Raw genomic sequence first — 16,762 nt, forward strand, 5'->3', positions numbered from 1 at the left:
ATGGAGTTAAATGGCACATTGATTGGCCAAATTATTTTCGTTTTAACCTTAGTTGTGGTGTTCTTCACCTTAAGATTTGCCAAGGGGAAAACCACAAATTTACCCTTGGTGGGTTTTTACGCTCTTGTGTTAAATCTCATTTTTGCCCCTGCTGGGTGGATATATTGCTGGTACTGGTCAACCAAACCGTTTTTATCCAAATAAATTCAAACTCAAGAAAAAAACGAACTCAAGAAAATCACAAACAACTAGGATGAGATAATAAACTGTTCGTTCTATTTTAGGTTAACTAATTTATGGAATATTAACCTCGGTTAATGGTGATATCAGAGACATATCCATGTTCTGTCGCTATTAAGGCTTGCTTGAGCATGGTGGCGGCTTCTGTTGCCGTCATAAAGCTTGATGTATTAATGTCTTTGCCACTGGTTTGCCAAAAGTCCGTTGCCATTCCTCCTGGATATACCGCAATCAATTTCATCGGGCTGCCTTTCAATTCTAATCGTAACGATTCTACCAATCCCTTTATGGCCCATTTTACGGCACAGTAAGTCGACTCATTTGCTTTGCCAGCTTGCGCAGCGGTCGACATCACGACTACTACAGTAACGTTGTGATCACGATAGCGACTAATAAGTTCACGCAGCACTAGAATGCTTGAAGTGAGATTGTTGTGGATTAACTGATTAATCGCTTCAGGTACTTGTTGTTCGATAGGGCCAAAATAACCACTACCAGCACAATGAATAACCTTGCTTGGCGGCGCTGATAAACGCGAAAATAATGCACTGACATCTTCGGCCACACACAAGTCTGCTGTGTGAGTTTGTACGTTAGCTTGCTCTGGTTGAGTTAGGCCAGCCATTACACCTGCTAATTTTTGCTCACTGCGACCTGTCACCAATAACGGTTGATTTTCTGCAGCATACAGTTGTGTTAGTGCAGCACCTAAGCCGCTACTTGCGCCGGTAATAACAATCATAATAAAACCTTCAGCTCAATATTTACTTGGCCGACTACTATAACAATGCCTAAGTGAACAGCAAAGCGGTTGTAGTCCATTTCTCAAATCGATTTTCAATTCTGATGTTTAAGTCAATATAAGCTTATTAATGGGTAATACGTTATTTGGTCAGTGTTTATTAGCCCAAGCTGAAATTAGTTGGGTAAAGCGGAATAAATTACACAGAACGCTTTGTATTTTGACGATAAAGATTGTCTAATAACGCCTTATATTATGTCAGCCGACTTCACGCTATTCCTAATAACGAGACTCCCCATGCTTGAACTCACGCTCCAACTCGCGGTTATTTTATTTTTTGTTGCTCTGGTTGCGGGGTTTATCGACTCGATTGCTGGCGGCGGAGGCTTACTGACCATTCCCGCATTAATGTGGGCAGGGTTACCTCCAGCAGCAGCATTGGGTACCAATAAGCTGCAAGCGTGCGGTGGCAGCTTTTTTGCGAGCTTATATTTTGTACGTAAAGGGATGGTTGATTTACGCAGTATCAAACTGTCGTTGATATGCGCTTTTATTGGTGCATCAATTGGCACAATATTAGTACAAATGATCGATGCTAAATTATTAGAAGTGGTGCTGCCATTTTTGATTTTGGCCATTGGTTGTTATTTTTTATTCTCTAAAAAAATAAGTGAACAAGATCGCCAACAAGTCCTCACCCCAAGTGTGTTTGCTTTTACTGCCGCATTGGGCGTTGGCTTATATGATGGTTTCTTTGGCCCAGGCACCGGCAGTTTTTTTGCCTTAGCATTTGTGTCATTGGCTGGTTTTGGTTTGGCCAAGGCAACCGCGCATGCAAAGCTACTCAATTTTGCCACTAACATTGCGTCGTTAATTTTCTTTTTAATCGGTGGTCAAGTCGCAGTGGTATTGGGATTAATTATGCTGGTAGGCCAAGCAATTGGTGCTACGTTAGGTTCACGTTTAGTGGTGACCAAAGGCGTTAAAATCATTAAACCTTTGGTGGTAGTGATGTCATTGGGCATGAGCGGCAAATTATTGTGGTCGCAATACATGTGATAGCAGTGCATGTGATCGCGGTACATGTGGTCATAGTAGCGATAATTTGGGTTTATTAACGCCAGCATTATGTGGTGTACGTGTTTGTTTTTATTGAAGGGATGTTATGCGCATTATTCACACATCAGATTGGCATCTTGGCCAATATTTTTATGGTAAAAGTCGCGCAGCTGAGCACCAGGCCTTTATGCAGTGGTTACTTGAGCAAATCAACATCCACCAAGTTGATGCGCTTATTGTCGCTGGCGATATTTTCGATACTGGCACACCGCCAAGTTATGCCCGTACGCTATACAATCAATTTATTGTTCAAATTCAACAAACAGGTTGCCAGTTAATTTTATTGGGCGGTAATCACGATTCTGTGTCGACATTGAACGAATCTAAAAATCTCCTTGCTTGCCTAAATACTGTGGTTATTCCAGGTGCGTTAGAGCATGTTGAAGAGCATGTATTTACCCTCAAAAATCGCCAAGGTGAAGTGGGGGCTATTTTATGTGGCTTACCCTTTTTACGCCCGCGTGATGTGGTGCTAAGTGAATCAGGTGAGTCATCAATTGATAAACAACGTAAATTGGGTGATGCCATTAGCGAGTTGTATCAGCGCTGTTTTGAGCAAGCTGAACAACTCAATAATACATTTACTACGCCAGTACCCATTATTGCGACAGGTCATTTAACCACTGTGGGTGCAAGTACTTCAGAATCCGTGCGTGATATCTATATTGGCAGTTTAGATGCCTTTAATGCAGCGCTGTTTCCTGCCGCAGACTACATTGCATTAGGTCATATTCATCGCCCCCAAGTGGTGGCAAAATCTGAACATATTCGTTACAGCGGTTCACCGATAGCGTTAAGTTTTGATGAACTCGCGGCAGATAATGCCACTAATAAATCGGTGTTTTTGGTCGAATTTTCCGACGCTAAATTATCTCAAATCACAGCATTAATGGTGCCAGTTTTCCAGCCGATGCAGGTGTTAAAAGGCGACTTAGATAGCATTGAGAAGCAGATAAGCACATTTGCTTTGCAAGCAGAATCCGCAAAAACGACTTGGTTGAGCATTGAAGTGTCACAACAAGATTATTTGTCTGATTTGCAATCGCGCATTGCCGACATGACTCAAGACAAAGCGGTTGAAGTATTGCAGTTAAAACGTGCCCGCAGTCAACGACAGCAACATATTAAGCAGCTCGATAATGAAACCTTATCTGAGCTCAGTGTCGACGAAGTATTTGGGCGACGTTTGTTGCAAGAAGAGTTTGAGAGTGAATCGCAACAGGCACAGTTAGGGCGAATAAAGCAACGCTTTAACCAAGTGTATGCCGAGGTTGAGTCTGAGCGAAACAGTCAAGAAACGGCCGCGAGCCATGTGTTACAAGAAACGTCGACAGAAGCCGTTGCTACAAAAAGTGCAACAGAGGGTGAGCAATAATGAAAATTCTAAGCCTTCGCTTTAAAAATATTAACTCACTTAAAAATGAGTGGAAAATCGACTTCACCCAATCGCCATTTGCTGAAAACGGTTTATTTGCTATCACAGGTCCTACAGGCTCAGGTAAAACCACCATTCTCGATGCGATTTGTTTAGCGCTTTACCATCGTACACCGCGGTTAAGTAACATCTCTAAAACCACCAACGAGTTAATGACTCGTGGCACCGCAGAATGTTTAGCTGAAGTTGAATTTGAAGTTAAAGGTGTCGCTTATCGTGCGTTTTGGAGCCAGCGCCGTTCGCGCGACAAAGCCGATGGCAATTTACAAGATGCGCAAGTCGAATTGGCTAAACTCAGTGACGGTAAAATCCTTGCCAGTCAGATAAAACGTAAAACCGAATTAATTGAAGAAATCACCGGACTCGACTTTGCTCGTTTCACTAAGTCGATGATGTTGTCACAAGGCCAGTTTGCCGCTTTTTTAAATGCCGAAGCCAATGAGCGCGCAGAACTATTGGAAGAGCTAACGGGTACTGAAATTTACAGCTTAATTTCAGCACGAGTGCATCAGCATTTTTCTGATGCCAAAACTAACCTAAAAGTGCTTGAAGCTAAGCTTGGCAGTGTTGAGTTATTTGATCAACAACAAGTTGTGGCGCAGCAACGACAGATTGAACAACTCAATCAGGCGCTTGTGATCGATCAACAGCAATTAGCTCAATTAAGCCAATTTATTACCTGGGCGGACAATACTGAGCAATCGCAGCAGACATTAGTTAACGTTCAGGCTCAACAGCAACTAGCACTGTCTCGCGTACAGCAACATAGCGATGAACTAACTCGACTTGAACATAGTGAGCCAGCACAGCAAATCCAGCCTCTATTTGAACAGCAACAAAAAGCCCAGTTAAGCACCCGAGTATTATCGGAACAGATTGAACAGTTAACGGAACAAGTTGGTGTAGCTGAACAAACACTGCAACAGCACACCCACAAGCAAACGCAAGCTAAGCAAGGCGTTGATAAAACCAATCAAGCACACAAAGATTTGCTTAATCTTATCGACAAACAGGTGTTGCCGTTAGACCAACACATTAGCCAATTGAACTATCAGTTGTCTCAGGTCAGATTAAGCCATCAGCAAACGGCTGAGCAACAACACAAAACGATTGAGCAACAGCAACAGTTGATGGAGTTGCAACAGCAACTCACGTCGGCAAAGCAAGACATACGGCAACAACTTGATAGTTTGCCACAAGGCCAAGAAGTGGCCAAAAAGTTTGCGGCTTGGCAGACACAATACAGCCAAGTGTTGCAATTAAACCAGCAGTTGAGCCAACTTGACACTCAACGAGTTCAGCAACAACATAATATCGAGCAAACTCAAACAACGTTATCTGAGCTTTCGCCACAAATAGAACTGGCCAAAACGACGGTCACCCAAGCGTTGGCTCGACAAGCCGACAGCCAGCAAGCAATAACGGCATTATTGGCTGGCCAAGACGAAAGTCAGATTAATCATGATTACCAACAACTGGTCGAGCAGCAAGCTGGGCGTTATCAGTTAACCCAGCTATTTAGTCATTATGTGCGTCAGCAGCAACAATGCCAGCAATTAAGCAGTCAATCGGTGCAATTTAACACTGATTTACAGGCTTTAGCGCAGTCACTTTCGCAGGTAAGAACCCAGTGGAGTGAAAAAAATCAGCAAGTAAAAGATCTGCAAACCATATTGCAGCAAGAACAGCAAATAGCCAATTTAACCTTAGAGCGTGCCAAGCTTAAAGCCGGTGAACCTTGTGCATTGTGTGGTTCGACAGAGCACCCGTTAGTTGAGCGTTATGAAGCATTGAATGTGTCTGTTACCGAGCAAAGAATGCAGCAACTACAAATTGAACTTGATGCGATTAAACAGCAAGGTGAGCTGCTGAAAAATCAACAAACGGCGTTGCAAGTTAACTTTGACAATTCGCTCAAGCAATTGAGCCTAGCGCAAACTGAATTACAATTAACTGAGCAACAGTGGCAACAACATACTCAGGTGCTTGCGGTAACGCTTGAATTACATGAGCAGCAACAACATAAGTTAACTGATTATATTACCCAGTCAGAAGCCAAGCAGCAGCAATTTGCCCAAACGATAAGTCAGCTTAACCAATGCCAAAAAACCTTACATCAACATCAGCACAATGCTACCCAAGCAGAGCAAGCGTTGGCAGTGTTGGTTAATCAGCAAGGATTATTGCAACAACAGCTTGATAATTTATCCCAAGGTTTAGTGAGTCATCAGCAGCAAATTGAATCTGTTAACAAGCAACTACAGCAACTTAGCAGCGCACTGGATGCACACATTATTGCCACAGGGTTAACGCCGCCGACACTAGAGAATGCCGACGCTTGGCTTCATCACTTACAACAACAACTTGAACGTTGGATTGAAGCGCAGCAGCAGGCTATCGATAACCAACAGCAGCTCAGTGTCACCGCAGAAAAATTCACCGCAAACAATCTACACACCTCTGAAATAGCAACCAAGCTAGCGGAAGTGACTGAGCAAGTGGTTACGCTTAACGAGCAACTCGATTCGGTACTCACAAAGCGTAAAGCCGTGTTTGCAGAGAAAGTGGTTGAAGATGAAAAGCTGCTTAGCCAACACGCAGTAGATCAAGCTCAGCAGGTATTTGTCTCAATTCAACAACAATTGCAAACGGCGGATAAACATTTTGCTGGTTTGCAAGTACAGTTGCAATCGACAACGCAGCAAACAACCAAGGCTACTCAAGAGTTACAGCAGTTGCAGGAAAAATGGCAAGCGGCATTACAATCAAGTCCATTTGCAGATCGACAATCATTTGAGCAAGCCTTATTGACGCCACAAGAGCGTCACACCTTACAGCAATTAAAACTGCAACTTGATAACGACATTGTCAAAGCCAATACGTTAGTTGAGCAAGCCTTAACAAAACAAACGGATTTAGCGCAGCTGGCAGAGCAACACGGATACGATATTGCTCAACACAGCGATATAATGCTGCAACATCAAACGATTGAAGCTAAGCACCAACAAGACAAGCAAACACTGTGGCGCTTAAGCCATGAGTTGGAGCAAGATACCAATAAGCGGGCAGGGCAACAGCAACTGCTAGCGGAACAAGCTCAAATGCAACAAGATTACGACGATCTTGCGTATCTGCATTCGTTAATTGGCTCACAAAAAGGCGATAAGTTCCGTAAGTTTGCTCAAGGGCTTACTTTAGACCATTTAGTGGCATTGGCGAACAGACAGCTGGAACGTTTGCAAGGTCGTTACTTACTTGAACGCAAAGAGTCCGATGCGTTAGAGCTACAAGTACTCGATACCTGGCAAGGTGATGCAGTACGAGACACCAGAACCTTGTCGGGCGGTGAAAGCTTTTTAGTGAGCCTGGCCCTTGCACTCGCATTATCTGACCTTGTTAGTCATAAAACGAGCATTGACTCACTGTTTTTAGATGAAGGCTTTGGTACGTTGGATAGTCAAACGTTAGATACCGCTTTAGACGCATTAGATAATTTAAATGCTTCGGGCAAAATGATTGGTGTCATTAGCCATATTGAAGCCATGAAAGAGCGGATCGACGTACAGATAAAAGTGACTAAAATGAACGGTCTTGGTATCAGTAAATTGCAGGGTGAGTTTGCTGTAAGTGGGTCTTGATCTGCCTCAAACTCCCATGATTACTGTAATCGAGTTCAAATTAATTATTAATTAAATATCATTTTATATTTGTAAAATGATTATTTTTTGATATAAAAGAGCGTTGATATGCAATTTGAGTGCAAAAGTCCGTATTTTTAGCTGTTTATACCGGATGCCGTAGTATCAAATATTGGGTCATATTCACCATAAAAACGACATGAAGGCATAGCGTTAACTGAATTTATGCCCAATATCGCAATAACAATTTGCAGTAAAAGAAAAATAAAAAATATAAAGCGTCATCTTTTAGGGTGGATTAGACATTGCTAATGAGTAAAATTATGGGCTTCCAAAGGCCAGCGGTAAGTCAATTGAACTTGCCAAACTTGCACAAGAAAGTCTTGCTAGCGAGTGTATTTGTTGTCGGGGCGGCTTTATTATGGCCAACACAACAAGAGTTTTCATCACAACGTATTCCAGTGGCAATCGATATCGATTCGTTATTGCCACACATAGCTCAACAAGATAGCGCTTTGAAGCTGGTAAAGCCTATTTCACCGATTTTAAATCGCGTGATTGAAAGTGGTGATACCTTAAGTCATTTATTTGAATTAGCCGGTATCGACCAACGAACCATGTATAAAGTACTTGAGGCTGATTTAGAAGTCTTAGCACTAGATACACTTCTGCCGGGTAACCGAATTCAATTTTGGGACAACGCTAATGGCGAGCTTGATAAGTTAGAACTGTACTTTAGCCCTGCTCACCAAGTGGTATTCTCCCGTTTTAAAGACGGAACTTACGGTGTTAATGACATTAACATCGATGGCATTTGGCAAAATCGCATCGTTGGCGGAGAAATTAACGGCTCTTTTTATGTATCGGCTAAAAACGCTGGTTTAAGTGCCGCTGAAATTCAAAAAGTTGAAACTCTGTTAAAAACGAAATTAAACTTTTCTCGTGAGTTGCGCGCAGGTGATACTTTTTCGGTTTTGGTTAACGACCAATTTGTTGAAGGTGAACCAACAGGCACAACATCGATTGAAGGCATTCGTATTAATACCGGCCGTCGCGACATTACCGCGTTTCAAAATGTCGATGGCAATTATTACGACATTGAAGGTCAAAGTTTAACGCCTGCTTTTCAACGTATTCCGCTTAACCGAAAAGTTCGTTTAAGTTCGCGCTTTAACCCTAATCGTAAACACCCAATTACTGGTCGTATTCGTCCACATAACGGCACTGATTTTGCTACCCCAATAGGTACGCAAGTCGTAGCACCGGGAGATGGCATAGTCACTATGGTGACTAAACATCCTTATGCAGGCAACTATATTGTGATTCAACACGACAATAAGGTCAGCACACGCTACCTGCATTTATCGAAGTTTTTAGTTAAAAGAGGCCAACGTGTAACTCGTGGTCAACCGATTGGATTGTCGGGTAATACTGGTGCTTCAACAGGTCCTCACTTACATTATGAGTTTATTGTAAATGGTCGTCCTATCGACGCAATGAAAGCCAATATTGCAGAAGCTACTGTATTACCTAAAAAGCAACTACAAGCGTTTCAAGCTTTGGTGCATAGCCGTAGCATGATGATGGATTTAGGCTAATCACAACGCGTGTAAGCGAACTCTGATCGATAAAAATGCAGCCTATATTGGCTGCATTTTTTGTTGTTAAATCACAGTACTTAATAGAGTGCTCAATACTAGCGGTAACGGTTGTCCCTTGTTGTTACTTATCGTTGCAGTGCTTCCGCTTGTGGATCTATCTCAGTTCTGGGGTCCATTTCATATGCTGTTGGGCTTGCCATATCGGTGACGGCACGAAAACTTTCTTTTGTTGCAAGTGTTGAGGGGGCAATATGGCTGCGGCGTCTTAATAATACTATCACGAAGAAAATCGCCAAACATGAACTGGTAAAGGCATATAAACCCTTGGCGCCAAATAATCCCATCGCAAGTGAAGCCATAGGCGCACCAATAGCCGACGATAACCCAAGAGTGATAAGCATGGCACTGCTTATTTCAACAAAATCTTCAGCGGTGGCGTTGTCATTAGCATGGGCTAAGCATATTGCGTATAGCGTCATACATGTCCCTCCCCAAAAAAAGGCTGATATTGCTGCTGGCCAACCGCCAAAAGTAGTGACTACGTAAGGCAGAGTGACGAAGAGTAATGACACCAAGGAGCCACCTAAGGCAGTAAACATCAAAACACTGCGCCTATCAAACCTATCGGATAACTTACCTAGTGGTACTTGAAAACAAGCTCCGCCAAGGACGGTAGCAGATAAAAATGCACCGAGTTGAATACTGTCAAAACCATTATCTTTAGCGTAAATAGGCGCTAATGCCCAAAATGCACCTGTGACAAAACCGGCAACCACGGCTCCAATCAATGCAACGTGAGAGTGCCGCCATACCTTGGCCATATTCAACTTAACGTGTTTTACCACCGCAGGTGCTGATGAACGTGTCAGTGACACCGGAATGATTGCGATAGAGATAAATATAGCGGCTAGACCGAATAGCATCGATTCGTGCTCGCTGCCTAAATTGAACAGTTGTTGGCCACACATCACCATGATTAAATTTAGCGTGGTATAAATAGACAGTATTGTTCCTCTATTATTCGCTGTTGACGTGCCGTTTAGCCAGCTTTCAATGATCATATATAAACCAGAAATCATCACCCCGATTAAAAACCTTAATAACATCCAACTATAAAACACGGGTAATAAAGGAAATAGTAAGATGACCACCGAGTAACATGTTGCCAATACAGCAAAGCTACGAATATGCCCAACTCGTTTTAGCATATAGGGTGTGGCTAAACAGCCGGAAACAAATCCTAAAAAGTAACCCGATCCGGTTAAAGCGACTTGAGTATCGCTAAAACCAGATTCACTCGCCGCAATGGGGAGCAGAGTCAGTAATAAACCATGGCCAAGAATTAAGAATGCATTAGATATGAGTAATGCTGAAAGTGGGATTAACGCGTTTAACATGTCACTCCAATAGGTTTTGTGTGTGATACGTCACCAATTCACACAGCTAATAACCAAGATTGATTGTAATGAACTCCGAATTTGCCCAGGTATTAAAGCGTGTTTTAGTTTATTAATACCGCGTGTGACGCTGCTTATCGTACTATTTGGGACAGAACTGGGCGATGTTGTTGCAAGAAACGACGTTGGTTAACGCTGATGTAACCTGCGTTTTACACATTTCACTGACACACAATATGAAAGGAAGATTTATGCCAAGTGTGGTTATTATTTTTTTATTTTATAAATCAGCACGTTGAGAGTATGGCTTTTGGTTTTGCAGTTTAGATTAGTTTTACAGCGGTACAATGCTGAGCAGCATTGCACTGAAATCGAACAATATTTACTCTAAATATTGTGATAAATGCTTTCAATAAAGATGATATAAATTGAAATGTTTACCAGTCATAACCTTTGTAACAAACTGCTTATTTGAAAAGAGTCATTATGATGAAACTCTCTTAGAATAAATCGAATAAGGAATTGATTTAACAGTGGTTTGCAGCATATACCAGTTGTTACAGTGGTTACAGTTTTTATATATCTTGCCTTGGACTTAGGTGCGAAAATTGTGACTCGGTTATTAATGTTTGAGCATGTTACTAATAAAAGCATAGCGAATAATAAAATGGCGGCATTAGGTTGGTGATAAGGGACTCGTGATAAAAGGGCTAGTATTGGCCGTGATGAAGCCACAAGGCGGATCAAACCACTAGCACTGCTTTGAATCTACTGAATTGGACAGAACTTTCTATCTAACGCTCTGCTTGTGAGTAATTCCTGTTCAATTTATACAGTTGTATCATCTTGAAAGCTATCGTAATTAAAGCTATCGTAATTAAAGCTATCGTAATTAAAGCTAAAAGTAGTTATGTTAATTCATTATAGAAATAGGGATCATGGTTAATTTCCTGGCCTGCGGCCACTACGAACGTGGCGCTTCGACCACACCAGACCAAGAGGAAACCAACGGTAGTTCCCTCTTATAGTTTACAAAATAATTGGCCCCGCTGCCCCGCAATATTTTCCTTATTTACTTAAACAACAGAGCGAAAAGGTCGCCATAGGGATTAATTCAGCGTTGAATCTCATTTGAATACGGCTTCGGCCCATTTTGTTGTAAAGAGTGAAAATGCTAACGCTTTCGATTTCGATTGGAATCTGATGTGAATGGATTCACTAATGTCGTGGTGGCATGGATGCCAAATAACGACCTGTACCGCGAAAGCTAAGCTCACAATCATGTGAGCTTCATGCTATTTTTTTCAACAAATACCATAGAAGGCATAGACCTCTAATGCTGTGCATAAGCACAGTTATAATTTGCCTTTTGTAAATTAGCCGTTTTGTTTCTCGTTATGTAATCATAAAAATTTTCGGTTTCAATTGAGTTTATAACCCTCATTGAATCAGCCAAGCTTAAAGATGTATGATAGAAAAATACTATGAAAAGTGATTCCAATGAAAACTTACCCACTACTCGATATCAATTGACCCAAAAACTGCTCTGTAGCCCAGAGCCAGCATCAAAAATAGCATTAAGTATGCCAATTAACTTTGACTAGGCATCGGCCAAGTCCAACAAGCGATTAATGCGTCGCAAATAGCACAACGCATAAAGACTAAAATGTTAGGTTTTCATAATCTGTCGTGGAAACTAGCAATAGAGAAAAATTGGCGGCAAAACAAAGGAGAATGATGATGAGTAAAATAGTAGAGGAAGTAACATCTGCAAATGCTAATTACGTGGCTGACTTTGGAGATAAAGGTAATCTACCAATGCCTCCTGGAAGGCAGTTTGCAATACTTACATGCATGGATGCTCGTTTAGATCCTGCAAAATATGCAGGTCTTGCTGAAGGTGATGCCCATGTGATTCGTAATGCGGGTGGCCGAGCAAGTGATGATGCCATCCGTTCCTTGGTAATTTCATATAAGTTACTTGGAACGAAAGAATGGTTTGTAATTCACCATACGGATTGTGGGATGGAAACATTCAACAATGAAATTATGGGTGGTTTGTTGTCTGGTAGTCTCAAAACCGCAAGCGTTGATGCCTCGGGTTGGCACGATAGCAATGCTGGTGGTGGTACAACCGATGGTAAATACATCAATTGGTTAACTATCAGTGATCAAGAAAAAAGTGTTTTGGAGGATGTTCAGCGAATCAGAAGTAACTCAATGGTTCCAGGTGATATTCCAATTTATGGCTATATTTATGACTGTAAATCTGGAAGCCTTGTAGAAGTTCCAGAGGCAACAGAAGCCGGCAAGGCAAAAATCTAACAAGGCAAAATAACTCGGACTGTCAAGAACTGCGCCGCTTCGCGCTATGCGGCTTTTGATATCCGGTTATTTGCGACGTTAGTGGCTGCAGGCCAGATCTTAAACTAACCTTTGTCCATAAATGAGTTACAACACAATCAAACTTGAATATGTCGGTGCTTAACTTATGGATTAATTTGTTCTGTTCAGTATGGAGGGGTCTGTTTGCAAGCCCTCAGTATCTGGGTCTTTTTAAAACAAAATATTGAGCCAATAGCTTATCGATTACTTCGCATAGGGCGATTGACCGACTTCTTCAGCTACTAACCATACTCGCATATCAAATTCTAATTGGTGGTAATCTGCTAACATAAAGCTGCATAGTTGATAAAAAGCTTTGTTGTGTTCCTTTTCCCGCAGATGGGCCAATTCGTGCACCACTACCATTTGTAATAGCTCAAACGGAACGTGTTTTAAGTGTGCTGCAATTCTAATTTCATTTTTGGCTTTCACTTTATTACCTTGGCGGCGATTAACATAAGAATGCAAACCCAGGGCATGGTGGCTTAAGCTGATTTTTTCGTCAAAAATGACTTTGGCTAATGGGTCTGACTGACGCATATAGGTATTTTTTAATGTCAGCGCCATATCGTATAAGGCTTTGTCTGTGCGAACGTCGTGTATTTTGGGGTAGCGTGTTAAAAAGTGGGCAGCTAAGGCGTTAGCGTCAACGAGTTGGCGAATTTTCTCGACCACGTCAGGACGATAACCATTCAAATAACGCAATGCACTTTGTTCACTTTGCTGCTTTTTAATGTCGGCACTGGTGACTAACAGGCTGAGATCTGTTTTTGGCTTTAATGATTGGCTTGCCGACTTGACTGGCATTTTAGGTGGGGCTTTAGGTTTTTTAGTTTTAGTATCTGACATGGTTGTAGTTCAACTGATTTTTTGGCGTTACCGTTATCTGAGTCGGTATCGATAACGCCAATATAGAACGGTGAAAGCGGTGGGTTACACTTTACCGAAGATGAGTCGGTTATGCTGAACATAAGCAACATCAAATGCATTAAGCTGCACGCGTTTTAGATCCAATGATTCAAAGTCAACTTGTGGCGGGTTACGCTTTAATTGCTCTTTAATAATCAATGGAGAAATAAGCGAAACTGGAAGGTCCATTAATTGAAGTACCGCTTCAAGTTTGAAGCTGGTGGCACTGCCGGCAAACTTGCCTTTTTGTTCACGTTCAATAATAGCTATTTCATCGACTTTGTAGTCGCTCATTAGTTTTTTAAACGCAAAATCAAACTCACGAATTGAGTCCGTGCTAGCTGATTGTGAAATACTGAATGAAACTTTACGACATGCTGGCACGTTATAGGTTTCGCCTTCATAGGTCAGTAAACAGATAATGGCTTCGCCGCCTTTTAATTCCACACCACAAATTTTCATGTTAATCCTTACTGGTTTATTCATACGAGTGTGCCGTTGGCATGCTCGTTATCGTTCATTTGTTGCAGGGCAGTGTACTGCCCTGCATTCATTATTCTGTCATCGCGGTTTGTTGGTCATCTACTTGCAGATTACCTGCGATTTATGGGCTATTTAGTCTTCTGCTGTGCCGTCGTCTTCGATAATGACAATAGGCTTAACTTTACGGCGAACTGGCGCATCACCGACATCGACGCCAGTGATAAAGCGTTTATCACTCTTTGGTGCCGCTTTAGGTTTTTTAGGTGCGCTAACTCTATTGCTGATCACAGCTGCTTTTGCACTGGTACCAGCTTTGCCTGCCTGAGGCTTATCTTTTAGACCGCTAAATTTGGCCTTTAAGCCTTCAATCACCGTGAGGTCGAAATTTTTACGTAAAAACAATTGTACTTTTTTAAAGCTGTCCCAATCTTTAGGACCTACAAATGAAACCGCATCACCTTTAGCGCCTGCACGGCCAGTACGACCAATACGGTGGACGTACTCTTCTGCAAACTTTGGCATATCAAAGTTAATCACTAATGATACGTTGATTAAATCAAGGCCGCGTGATGCCACATCGGTTGTCACTAATATTTTTGATTGGCCACGAGCAAATTGATCCATAATTTGGTTACGAGCCGATTGCTTTAAATCACCACTGAGTGCTGAGGTGGCAAAACCTTGCGCAGCCAATAGCGTGGCTAAACGGTCGGTATCTGAACGCGTAGCGGTAAATACAATCACTTGCTTGTGTTGCTCTTGGCTTAAGATGTGCTGTAGCAAGGCTTGTTTATGGTCTAAATGGTCAACCAAAATAATTCGTTGCTCAATATCTTTATGTTCAGTGTAAGACTCACCGATAGAGACATGGCTTGGTGTTTTTAGCAATGTTGTTGCAATGTCACCGATGCTTTCATGATCTAACGTAGCTGAAAACATTAACGTTTGGCGACGCTTATGATCAGCGGCATCATTAATGGCTTTTAGCTGTGGCGCAAAACCTAAATCGAGCATACGGTCAGCTTCGTCAAGAACCAGTAATTCTAAGCCATTTAAATATAAGTGGCGCTGTTGTAAGTGATCCGCAATACGTCCCGGTGTGGCAACAATGAAATGTGGATCTCTGGCCAATGCTTTGGCTTGGTCGTTAAAGTTCTCACCGCCGAGTACGCTAATGGCTTTATATTGGGTATTGGCGACTAATAAACGTAATTGGCCATAAACTTGCTGGGCTAATTCACGAGTCGGTAACAAGATAAGTACCCGAGGATCTTTTTTCGACAATGCTCTAGTGGATATCACGCGTTGCATTGCGGGCAATAAAAACGCTAAGGTTTTACCTGAGCCGGTTTTAGACGATGCCATTAAATCTTTACCTGATAAGGCAATGGGAAGTGCTTGCGCTTGAACATCGGTAGGCGTAGAAATGCCAAGGTGCTTTAGACTGTCAAGCAGGCGCTTGTCCAACGAAAAATCGGTAAATTGCAAAGGTAAATCCCCTAAAAAATGATAGCCGACGATTATAGCTGTTTCACCTTGCTATAGCCAACAAGAGTCGCTTTAGTTATGCTATTTCTTAGCTTTATATTATTGCCTGAGTTCGACGTCGCTATGGGACGATTCAGGCGGGCGTATCGTAAAATTGAATACCGAGCATGGAAGGAAAGAAAGATGACAAAGCTCACCGTGGGATTAGCGCTAGGCAGTGGAGCCGCTAAAGGTTGGGCACATATTGGGGTATTGAATGGTTTAGCCAAGTTAGATATTTATCCTGACAAAGTGGCAGGTTGTTCGGTAGGTGCATTAGTGGGTGCTGCCTATGCCAATAATCATTTGGGTGAACTTGAAACCTGGGTGAGTGGATTTTCAAGTTGGGATGTACTCGGGTTAATGGATTTAGGCTGGCGCAAAGGCGGACTTATCAGTGGTGAAAAAGTATTTGATGTATTGGCTAATCGTATTGGCGACCTTAACATTGAACAGCTGAATCGTCCCTTTGCTGCAGTCGCGACAGATTTATATTCTGGGCAAGAGATTTGGTTTAAAGAAGGTGACTTACGCCATGCTGTTAGGGCTTCATGTTCAATGCCGGGCTTTTTACCCCCAGTACAGCAAGGGCATCGCTGGGTTGTTGACGGTGCGGTAGTGAATCCTGTGCCGGTATCATTAGCTCGCTCTATGGGCGTTGATGTGGTTATTGCGGTGGATTTAAATGGCCATCGTCGTGGCCAAATGCACTTAATCCCAGAGCAAGTAAAAAGCCGCAAAGCCACTAAGTCTGAACCTATTGATGAAAAGCGCGAGCTTGAATCTGGCTTTATGGACCTATGGGGTAAAGGCAAAGATTATATGAATGGCTTAACCGATAAATTCTCTTTAGGAAGTTCAAAATCCCATCCGGGTATGCTGGCGGTGATGTCACAATCGATGGATATTTTAGAACAACGCCATAAACGTTCACGCCTAATGGGCGAGCCACCTGATATTTGCATCGTACCTGATGTGGGTGATATTGGCACCATGGAGTTTCATCGCGCTAAAGAAGCGATTAAAGCAGGTGAGCAGGCTGTAAGTGATATTAAACATTTAATCGAAGCGACCTTAAAGAAATGTTGAAGCAGTATCGAATATAGTGGTGTGTTTATGATAAATACACCCGTTGATTGCCGCTAAGTGAATGCTTGCTATTTTATCGGTGTTTGTCATTAAATCCGCGTTTGTTATTCAACTAGGGCATTGTCTAACCTGCGCAGTCTGATGTAGTTGATAAGATTATTCACTCTCTCATCGTTATCTAGTAGTTATCTCATAGT

11 protein-coding genes are annotated in these 16,762 nt (G+C 42.2%); 6 read left to right on the forward strand and 5 right to left on the reverse strand.

All coding sequences use genetic code 11. The features are described from left to right. Positions 1–304: 304 nt before the first annotated feature. The gene (locus AAEY94_RS16445; RefSeq protein WP_335692276.1) at positions 305–982 is read right to left on the reverse strand and encodes an SDR family NAD(P)-dependent oxidoreductase; all 678 of its coding nucleotides are present in this window, start codon (positions 980–982) and stop codon (positions 305–307) included. A gap of 297 nt (positions 983–1,279) precedes the next feature. Here AAEY94_RS16445 and AAEY94_RS16450 point away from each other — a divergent pair, with 297 nt between their 5' ends. From AAEY94_RS16450 to AAEY94_RS16465, 4 genes are all read left to right on the forward strand, one after another. Beyond that, positions 1,280–2,041 carry a TSUP family transporter gene (locus tag AAEY94_RS16450; RefSeq protein ID WP_041413055.1) on the forward strand — a complete coding sequence of 254 codons (762 nt, stop codon included), beginning with the start codon at positions 1,280–1,282 and terminating at the stop codon, positions 2,039–2,041. 106 nt (positions 2,042–2,147) lie between these two features. Beyond that, a complete protein-coding gene (gene sbcD, locus AAEY94_RS16455) occupies positions 2,148–3,476 on the forward strand; it encodes an exonuclease subunit SbcD (protein WP_350979273.1) in 1,329 nt (442 codons plus the stop codon). Further along, entirely contained in the window at positions 3,476–7,174 is a 3,699-nt protein-coding gene (locus AAEY94_RS16460) for an AAA family ATPase (protein WP_350979274.1), read from the forward strand. The genes sbcD and AAEY94_RS16460 overlap by 1 nt, the downstream gene beginning before the upstream one ends. Positions 7,175–7,485: 311 nt before the next feature. Continuing rightward, positions 7,486–8,772, forward strand: a complete 1,287-nt coding sequence (locus AAEY94_RS16465) for a peptidoglycan DD-metalloendopeptidase family protein (RefSeq protein ID WP_101088090.1) — start codon at positions 7,486–7,488, stop codon at positions 8,770–8,772. Between the two features lie 128 nt (positions 8,773–8,900). On the opposite strand, the gene AAEY94_RS16470 is transcribed toward AAEY94_RS16465, so the two are convergent. Next, complete coding sequence (locus AAEY94_RS16470) at positions 8,901–10,172, reverse strand: MFS transporter (protein ID WP_182744310.1); 1,272 nt, start codon at positions 10,170–10,172, stop codon at positions 8,901–8,903. Between the two features lie 1,740 nt (positions 10,173–11,912). Here AAEY94_RS16470 and AAEY94_RS16475 point away from each other — a divergent pair. Further along, positions 11,913–12,497 (forward strand): beta-class carbonic anhydrase, encoded by a 585-nt coding sequence (locus AAEY94_RS16475; protein WP_101088094.1) that lies wholly within the window; start codon positions 11,913–11,915, stop codon positions 12,495–12,497. 264 nt (positions 12,498–12,761) lie between these two features. Here the strand turns inward: AAEY94_RS16475 and AAEY94_RS16480 are convergent, their stop codons facing one another. From AAEY94_RS16480 to AAEY94_RS16490, 3 genes are all read right to left on the reverse strand, one after another. Then, the gene (locus AAEY94_RS16480; RefSeq protein ID WP_101088226.1) at positions 12,762–13,364 is read right to left on the reverse strand and encodes a M48 metallopeptidase family protein; all 603 of its coding nucleotides are present in this window, start codon (positions 13,362–13,364) and stop codon (positions 12,762–12,764) included. Between the two features lie 126 nt (positions 13,365–13,490). After that, positions 13,491–13,928 (reverse strand): DUF3010 family protein, encoded by a 438-nt coding sequence (locus tag AAEY94_RS16485; RefSeq protein ID WP_101088096.1) that lies wholly within the window; start codon positions 13,926–13,928, stop codon positions 13,491–13,493. 153 nt (positions 13,929–14,081) lie between these two features. Continuing rightward, positions 14,082–15,437: a DEAD/DEAH box helicase gene (locus tag AAEY94_RS16490; RefSeq protein WP_101088098.1), complete on the reverse strand. Its 1,356-nt coding sequence runs from the start codon at positions 15,435–15,437 to the stop codon at positions 14,082–14,084. A gap of 183 nt (positions 15,438–15,620) precedes the next feature. On the opposite strand from AAEY94_RS16490, the gene rssA reads away from it, so the two are divergent. Further along, positions 15,621–16,565, forward strand: coding sequence for a patatin-like phospholipase RssA (rssA, locus tag AAEY94_RS16495; protein ID WP_101088100.1), 945 nt, complete (start codon positions 15,621–15,623; stop codon positions 16,563–16,565). Positions 16,566–16,762: the final 197 nt, after the last annotated feature.

Origin of the sequence: Shewanella sp. AC34-MNA-CIBAN-0136 (genome assembly GCF_040309945.1) — a bacterium.
Taxonomy (GTDB): Bacteria; Pseudomonadota; Gammaproteobacteria; order Enterobacterales; family Shewanellaceae; genus Shewanella.